Source organism: Frankia sp. CcMO1, from assembly GCF_977945845.1.
Window position 1 is genome coordinate 1 of record NZ_CDWTMG010000230.1, and the last position, 7,882, is coordinate 7,882.

Below are 7,882 nucleotides of genomic sequence, written 5' to 3' on the forward strand. Positions count from 1 at the left end.
TGAGTAGACGTCGCAAGACGTCGCCCTCATGCGGCTTGCTGGCTTCTTGCGAAATTCTGGAGGATGCTCGTCAGTTACTCCCCAGGCGGGGACTGCCGTACATCTGCCACATAACGCCCCTCAAGGGGGCGTCACCGACCGCATCCGTGGTGTTCGGCGGATCCGGTGTGTCGCTGACAGAGAGAACATTACGGGTGGATGACGGGAGACGTCAAATCAATCCCTCGCCAAGATATGTGATGTACGTCACACCTTCCCAAGACTGGTTCGTTGTGATCTTTTGATATGGGAGGCTTGGCGGTCTGGGCCAGAGCTCTGGACCCCCGGAACACTGGGCCCGGAATACTGGGCCCGGAACACTCGTACAGAGCATCATCGGGTCGACTCACCTGGGTCGACTCACCTGGGTCGACGCGGCGACCGCGGGCCGCTGACCGTCGCCTCGCCAGCGAGCCAGAATCGCCAGGGCCATTCGGCCGCCACCCGGATCCCCACCCGGGGGCCGAGGCAGACCCGGCCGCCGGAGATACCGGGCGGGCCGGGAGGACGGATCCTCCGGCCCCCGGCCAGTGCCACCGTGATCGGCCCCGCGCCGGTGACCGGGGTTCCACTCAGTGCGCCGGTCACGGCGAGCGCCCGTCCCAACCGGCCGGGGCCACGCGCCAGGTCCGCCTCGACCAGGTGTGGGAAACGGCCCGCTACGAGGTCGCGACCCGCCACGACCTCTCCGGAGCGCAGGAGCACGGCCGACGCCGAACCGACCGGTCCGCACACCACGTTCAGACACCAGTGGACGCCGTAACTGAGGTAGACGTAGGCCCGTCCCGGCGGTCCGAACATGACGGCCGCGCGCGGCGTCGGGCCGCGGTAGGCGTGCGAGGCGGGATCGTCCAGCCCCCCGTACGCCTCAACCTCGGTGATCCGAACGGCGACCGGCCCGTGCCGGACCGTCGCACCAAGAAGGGCCGGTGCGACGACCAGAACGGGCCGGTCGTAGAAGTCCACCCCGTCCGGCGCGGCACCGTCCGTCGGTGCCATGCCGGGCGAGGATTCGGGTAGCGCCGTCAACCCACCGCCCAGACCTGGTCCCGGTCCAGCACCGGACGCAACGCGGCGATCTGCTCGCGGACCCGGTCGGGAGCGGTCCCGCCGGGGGCCGAGCGGGCCTCCAGCGATCCCCGCACCGACAGCACCTCGCGCACGTCCGGGGTGAGCAGCGGGTTGATCACGCCGAGATCGTCGTCCGGCACCTCGTCGAGATCGACGTCGTGGGCCACGCACCACGACACGAACTGGCCGACCGCCTCGTGCGCCTGACGGAACGGCACCCCTCGGCGCACCAGGTACTCGGCGACATCCGTGGCCAGCGCGAAGCCGTCGGGCGCCGCGGCGACGAGCCGCTCGCGACGGACCCGCATGGTCGCAACCGTGCCGGTCAGCGCGGGCAGCACCAGCAGCAGGGTGTCGACCGCGTCGAAGACCGGCTCCTTGTCCTCCTGCAGATCGCGGTCGTAGGCGAGCGGCAGTCCCTTGAGAGTGGCCAGGAAGCCGGTCAGATCCCCGATGAGCCGGCCGGACTTCCCCCGGGCCAGCTCCGCGACGTCCGGGTTCTTCTTCTGCGGCATGATCGAGCTACCGGTCGCGAAGGCGTCGTCCAGTTCGACCCAGCCGAACTCCCTCGTCGTCCAGAGCACGATCTCCTCGCCGAGCCGCGACAGGTGCACTCCGATCAGGGCCGCCACGAACAGGAACTCGGCGGCGAAGTCCCGGTCGGAGACCGCGTCGAGGGAGTTGGCGAACGCCCGGTCGAACCCCAGCTCCGCGGCCGCCCCCTGCGGGTCGAGCGGCAGCGAGGAACCGGCCAGTGCCCCGGCTCCCAAGGCGCTCACCGACGCCCGGGCGTCCCAATCGCGCAACCGGTCGATGTCCCGGACGAACGCCTGCACGTGTGCCAGCAGCTGATGACCGAAGGAGATCGGCTGGGCGTGCTGCAGGTGGGTCATCCCGGGGGCCGGGGTATCGACGTGCTGCTCGGCAAGCACGACCAGCGCATGGGACAACTCGGTCAGCCGCGCGGCCACCTCGCGGGCCGAGTCCCGCAGGTAGAGCCGCAGGTCGGTGGCGACCTGATCGTTGCGGCTCCGGCCGGCCCGCAGCTTTCCGCCCAGCGTTCCGAGCCGTTCGAGCAGACCGCGTTCGAGGGCGGTGTGGACATCCTCGTCCTCGACGGTCGGGCGGAACCGGCCCTGGGTGACCGCGTCGGAGAGCTCGTCCAGGGCGGCGAGCATCGCCGCGAGCTCGTCGACGTCGAGCAACCCGGCCCGGTGCAGGAGCCGGGCGTGCGACTTCGACGCGAGCAGGTCGTAGGGCGCCAGCCGCCAGTCGAACTGGACGCTTATCGACAGCCGGGCGAGCGCCTCCGCCGGGCCGCCGGCGAAGCGCCCGCCCCACAGCCGCATCGGCGCCCCGTCCCCGGGCGCCCCGTGCGTCGTGTCGTTCCCGCCGGACGGGTGCGTCGCGGTCACGGGTTCAGCCGCTGCTCGCGCGCCGCCCAGACCTTCGTCGGCAAGCCCCAGAGCTCGATGAACCCGCGGGCGTCGCGCTGGTCGAACTGGTCGCCGGCGTCGTAGGTGGCCAGTGCGTGGTCGTACAGACTGGCCGGGCTGCGCCGGCCGACGACCTGGGCGACGCCACCCACCAGCCGGATCCGCACCTCCCCGGACACTCCGGCGCTGGCGGAGTCAACGAAGGCGTCCAACGCGCTCTTCAGCGGCGAGTACCACAGACCGTCGTAGACGATCTCACCCCACCGCTGGTCGATGCCCCGTTTGAACCGGGCGACATCCCGCTCGAGCGTGAGGTCCTCGAGGTCCCGGTGGGCCGTCAGCAGCGTGATCGCCGCCGGGCACTCGTAGATCTCCCGGCTCTTGATGCCGACGAGCCGGTCCTCGATCAGGTCGATCCGGCCCACGCCGTGGGCGCCCGCCCGGACGTTGAGCTCGGCGACGAGATCGGCGAGCGGGAGGGAGCGCCCATCCAGCCCCACCGGGACACCGTCAGTGAACGAGATGGTCACCTCGTCGGGGGTCCGCGCGACGGTGGGGTCCGCGGAGTAGACGAAGACGTCCTCCGGCGGCTGGGCCCACGGGTCCTCGAGGACGCCGCACTCGGCGGTGCGGCCCCACAGGTTCTGGTCGATGGAATACGGCGATTTCTTCGACACGTCGATCGGCAGGCCGCGTTCCTCCGCGAAGGCGATCGCCTTGTCCCGGGTCATCCCCGAATCGCGCACCGGGGCGAGCACGCTCAGCCCGGGGGCGAGCGCCGCCACCCCGACCTCGAAGCGCACCTGGTCGTTGCCCTTGCCGGTGCAGCCGTGCGCGATGGCGTCCGCCCCGTGCTCGCGGGCCGCGGCGACCAGATGCCTGACGATGACAGGTCGCGACAGCGACGAGATCAACGGATACCGGTCCATGTAGAGCGCATTGCTCTTGATCGCCGGAGCGACGAAGGACTCGGCGAACTCCTCGCGGGCGTCGACGACGATCGACTCGACGGCGCCACAGGTGAGGGCGCGCTGCCGGATGGCCTCGAGGTCCTCGCCGCCCTGGCCGACGTCGACCGCCAGCGCGACGACGTCGGCGCCGGTCTCGGCGCCGATCCAACCGATGGCCACGGACGTGTCGAGGCCGCCCGAGTAGGCAAGCACGACGCGTTCGGTCACAGTGCTTATCTCCTTATGTTGATTTATATCAAATAATGTTGAATTATTGGAAATCATGCCAAACTGGTTAAAAAAGCTGATAAGGGGACGTAATGAAGTAACAAATACGTGATCGAGAGCATCATCGCAGGTCACAGGCCTGTGGAGGGTTCGAAACGCGCAAGTTATTTCATTTCGACTCCATTGTGTTTATTGAGGGTGCTGGGAAGGCCGGTTCACGGCGTCGCCGGTGCACCGCTACGCATCCTGGTCCGGCACGGCGGACGGTCCCGTCGACGCTCCACGCGCCCGGCCGTCGGCGAGCCACAGGAGATGGGCGGCGAGTGCCGGCCCCCTCGGGCCGGCATGCCCTCCCTGACCAGCTGGCTCTCCCGAACCGACGGGATCTCCCGGGCCGACAGAACTCTCCGGACGGACCGGGGCCTCGGCGGCGGGAGCCGACCGGCAGACGACGAGCACCGTGTCGTCCCCCGCGATCGTGCCCATGACCCCCGGGAGCGCCTCCCGGTCGAGCACCGAGGCGAACAGCTGCGCGGCGCCCGACGGCGTGCGCAGCACGACCAGGTCGCCGTTGGCCTCCGCGGAGACCAGCAGTTCCTCGCAGAGCCGGGCGAGCGACAGCCGGACGATCTCCGCCGGCGCGAGGTTCGCCTCGACCGCGTAGACCAGGCCGCCGTCCGGACCGCGCACCTTGGTCGCCCCGATGTCCTCCAGATCACGGGACAGGGTTGCCTGGGTAACCTGGACGCCCTCGGCAGCCAGCAGACGCGCGAGCTCGGTCTGTGAACGCACACCGCGCTGACCGATCAACGCCGCCAGCCGAGCCTGACGGGCGTGCTTGGTCAACGGCGCGGCACGCCGGGCCCCTGCGCCTGCTTCCGAGGTCATCGCCCGGTGCCCCCCACCGGCGATGCGCCCCCCACCCCGGACGCGCTCCCGGCGGCGCCGGTCGGACCGACGCCCTCGGACAGCAGGCTCGACAGCAGGGCCTTCTGAGCGTGCAGCCGGTTCTCGGCCTGGTCGAACACGACCGAACGGGGTCCGTCGATCACCGACGCGGTGATCTCGAGCTCCCGATGTGCGGGCAGGCAGTGCATGACGATCACGTCGGGCGAAGCGGCCTCGACGGCCTTCTCGTCGAGCCGGTACGGCTGGAACACCAACGCGCGGCTGTCCGACTCACCCTCCTGACCCATCGACGCCCACACGTCGGTGTAAAGCACGTCCGCCCCGGCGGCGGCCTCCAGCGCGTCGTGCATCACCAGCGCCTCCCCCCCGGTCACCATGCCGATCTCATTGGCGTGCCGCAGCACCTGCTCGAACGGCTCATAGCCGGGCGGCGAGGCCACGTGCACCCGCATGCCTGCCAACGCGCCGGCGAGCAGCAGCGAGTGCGCGACGTTGTTGCCGTCGCCCAGGTAGGTCAGGGTCAGCCCGGCCAGGCGGCCCCGCCGCTCCCGGATCGTCTGCAGGTCGGCCAAGGCCTGGCAGGGATGGGCGTGGTCGGACAGCGCATTGATCACCGGAACGGTGGCCGCCGCCGCCAGCCGCTCCAACCGCTTCTGCGCGAAGGTACGCACGACGATCGCGTCGACGTACCGGCTCAGCACCGCGGCGGTGTCCTCGATGGTCTCGCCCCGGCCGAGCTGCGTGCTCACCGCGTCGATCACCACCGGGTGGCCGCCGAGCTCGGCGACGCCCACGTCGAACGACAGTCGGGTGCGCGTCGACGGCTTCTCGAACAGCAGCGCCACCGAGCGCCCGGCGAGCGGACGCTCCGTCAGCCGGGTAACGCGGCGGCGTGCCTTGAGCCCGTCGGCGAGGTCGAGCAGGGCGGTCTGCTCCGCGGGGGTCAGGTCGGTGTCGAGAAGGAAGTGTCGGACCGTCATGCGCTGACCCTAGAGCCCGGGGCTGACGCGGACTGCGCCGACCGAACCCGGGCGGCGAGCGCGTCGCCGACGATACCGGGCAGGGCCGCGACGAAGGCGTCCGCCTCGGCGGCGGTGAGGATCAGCGGCGGGGCGAGCCGGATGGCGTCGGGGGCGACGGCGTTCACCAGGTAACCGGCTTCGCGGGCGGCCTTCTCCACCGCCGGCGCGAATGGGCCGTCGAGCTCGATCGCCCGCCACAGCCCCCGTCCCCGGACCCCGGCCACGCCGGGCACGCCCGCCGCCTGGATCGCCGCGGCCAGCCGCTCCCCGAGCCGCGACGCGTGTTCAAGCAGGCCCTCGGCGGCGATCGTGTCGAGCACCGCGAGCGCCGCCGCGCAGACGATCGGGCCGCCACCGAAGGTGCTGCCGTGATCCCCCGGGCGCAACAGCGTCCCCGCCGCGCCGATGCCGACGCAGGCGCCGACGGGCAGGCCACCGCCGAGTCCCTTGGCCAGGGTGATCACGTCGGGCAGCACGCCCTCGGCCTGGTGGGCGAACCACAAGCCGGTCCGGCCGATGCCGCTCTGCACCTCGTCCAGGACCAGCAGCGCGCCAGCGGAGTCGCAGACAGCCCGCGCGGCGGCGAGGTAGCCGGCCGGCGGCGGCACGACACCGCCTTCGCCGAGGGTTGGTTCCAGGAACACCGCCGCGGTCGCCTCGCTGACGGCGGCGCGCAGGGCCGCGCCGTCTCCATACGGCACGAACCGGACGCCGGGCAGCAGCGGCTCGAACGGTGCCCGCTTGGCCGGCTGACCGGTGATGGACAGCGCGCCCAGGGTCCGGCCGTGGAACGAGCCCTCGGTGGCGAGGATCTCCGAACGGCCGGCCCGGCGGGCGATCTTGATTGCTGCCTCGTTGGCCTCCGCCCCCGAGTTGCAGAAGAAGACTTTCGCCCCCTCGGGCGGAAGCCCGGGGCTCGGCGCGCCGACCCGCAGCAGCTCGACGAGCCGTTCGGCCAGCAGCACCTGAGGCTCATTGGCGTAGAGGTTCGACACGTGGCCGAGAGCGCCGAGCTGGCCGACGACGGCGTCCCGGACCGCCGGGTGGCAGTGACCGAGCACGCTGACGGCTATCCCGCCGACCAGGTCGAGATATTCGCGGCCGTCATGGTCCCACACCCGGCTGCCGGCCCCCCGAGCCAGGGAGATCGCGGGTCGGCCGTAGGTCGCCATCACGACGGCGTCCCGGCGGGCGATCAGATCGGCGTTCACGGCGATCTCGGCGTTCACGGCGTTCCTCCGGTCGGTTCGCCGGCCGGAACGATCCCGGCCGGGCGCGCGGCGGGCGCAGGGGGCGTACCTGGCTCAGGCGAGGTGCCTGGCTCGGCCATGATCAAAGTGCCGATGCCGTCGTCGGTGAAGATCTCCAGGAGCACCGCGTGCGGCACCCGTCCGTCGAGCACGTGCGCCTGTGGAACACCGCCACGCACCGCCCGCCGGCAGGCCTCCATCTTGGGGATCATGCCGGCGGTGAGCGAGGGGAGGAGCCGTTCGAGCTCGGTGATGCTCAGCTCACTGATCACCTCGTCGCTCGCCGGCCAGTCCGCGTAGAGGCCCTCGACGTCGGTCAGGACGACAAGCTTCGTGGCCCCGAGCGCGACGGCGAGTTCGGCGGCGGCGATGTCGGCGTTGACGTTGTAGACCCCGCCGTCGACGCCGCGGGCAACCGACGCGACCACCGGCACCTTCCCGGAGCCGAGCAGGGCGTTGATCGTCTCCGGTCGGACCTCGACGATGTCGCCGACCAGGCCGACGTCGGCCTCCCGGCCGTCGACGATCGCCGGGCGGCGCCGCGCGGTGAAGAGGTTGGCGTCCTCACCGGACAGCCCGACGGCGAACGGGCCATGGTCGTTGACGAGCCCCACGACGTCCCGATTGACCTGGCCGAGCAGGACCATCCGCACGACGTCCATGGTCTCCGGGGTGGTGACCCGCAGGCCGCCGACGAACGTCGAGGGGACACCGAGGCGTTCCAGATGCGCGGTGATCTGCGGACCGCCGCCGTGCACGACGACCACCCGCAGCCCCGAGTGGCGCAGGAACACGACGTCAGCGGCGAAGGCCTCGCGCAGCGCCGGCTCCGTCATCGCGTTGCCGCCGTATTTGACGACGATGGTCGCGCCCTGGAACCGCGACAGCCACGGGAGCGCCTCGATGAGGACCTGGGTCTTCGCGAGCGCCGCGTGGCCCCGGGCGGTGGCGGCCGGGCCCCGCCCGGTGCCCCCGCC

The 7,882-nt window shown here is 71.3% G+C and carries 7 protein-coding genes; all 7 read right to left on the bottom strand.

Annotation, left to right across the window (positions count from 1 at the left end; all coding sequences use genetic code 11):
• Positions 1-399 precede the first annotated feature (399 nt).
• Positions 400-1,038, bottom strand: coding sequence for a DNA-3-methyladenine glycosylase (locus AC08OU_RS20190; protein WP_462186883.1), 639 nt, complete (start codon positions 1,036-1,038; stop codon positions 400-402).
• A gap of 26 nt (positions 1,039-1,064) precedes the next feature.
• Entirely contained in the window at positions 1,065-2,525 is a 1,461-nt protein-coding gene (gene argH, locus AC08OU_RS20195) for an argininosuccinate lyase (RefSeq protein WP_476602234.1), read from the bottom strand.
• Positions 2,522-3,724 carry an argininosuccinate synthase gene (locus AC08OU_RS20200; RefSeq protein ID WP_476602233.1) on the bottom strand — a complete coding sequence of 401 codons (1,203 nt, stop codon included), beginning with the start codon at positions 3,722-3,724 and terminating at the stop codon, positions 2,522-2,524. The genes argH and AC08OU_RS20200 overlap by 4 nt, the downstream gene beginning before the upstream one ends.
• A 237-nt stretch (positions 3,725-3,961) precedes the next feature.
• On the bottom strand, positions 3,962-4,612 hold the full coding sequence (gene argR / locus AC08OU_RS20205) for an arginine repressor (RefSeq protein WP_476594569.1): 651 nt from the start codon (positions 4,610-4,612) through the stop codon (positions 3,962-3,964).
• Positions 4,609-5,613 carry an ornithine carbamoyltransferase gene (gene argF, locus AC08OU_RS20210; RefSeq protein WP_476602194.1) on the bottom strand — a complete coding sequence of 335 codons (1,005 nt, stop codon included), beginning with the start codon at positions 5,611-5,613 and terminating at the stop codon, positions 4,609-4,611. The genes argR and argF overlap by 4 nt, the downstream gene beginning before the upstream one ends.
• The gene (locus tag AC08OU_RS20215; RefSeq protein ID WP_462186899.1) at positions 5,610-6,866 is read right to left on the bottom strand and encodes an acetylornithine transaminase; all 1,257 of its coding nucleotides are present in this window, start codon (positions 6,864-6,866) and stop codon (positions 5,610-5,612) included. Before AC08OU_RS20215 ends, argF begins: the two co-directional genes overlap by 4 nt.
• A 14-nt stretch (positions 6,867-6,880) precedes the next feature.
• On the bottom strand, positions 6,881-7,882 hold a 1,002-nt coding region (argB, locus tag AC08OU_RS20220; protein ID WP_476605558.1), incomplete at its 5' end, for an acetylglutamate kinase.

What these genes read in the sequence shown, in the direction of transcription:
- AC08OU_RS20190 (WP_462186883.1), bottom strand. Translation starts at nt 1,038, where the DNA reads ATGGCACCGACGGACGGTGCCGCGCCGGACGGGGTGGACTTCTACGAC.
- argR (WP_476594569.1), bottom strand. Translation starts at nt 4,612, where the DNA reads ATGACCTCGGAAGCAGGCGCAGGGGCCCGGCGTGCCGCGCCGTTGACC.
- argF (WP_476602194.1), bottom strand. Translation starts at nt 5,613, where the DNA reads ATGACGGTCCGACACTTCCTTCTCGACACCGACCTGACCCCCGCGGAG.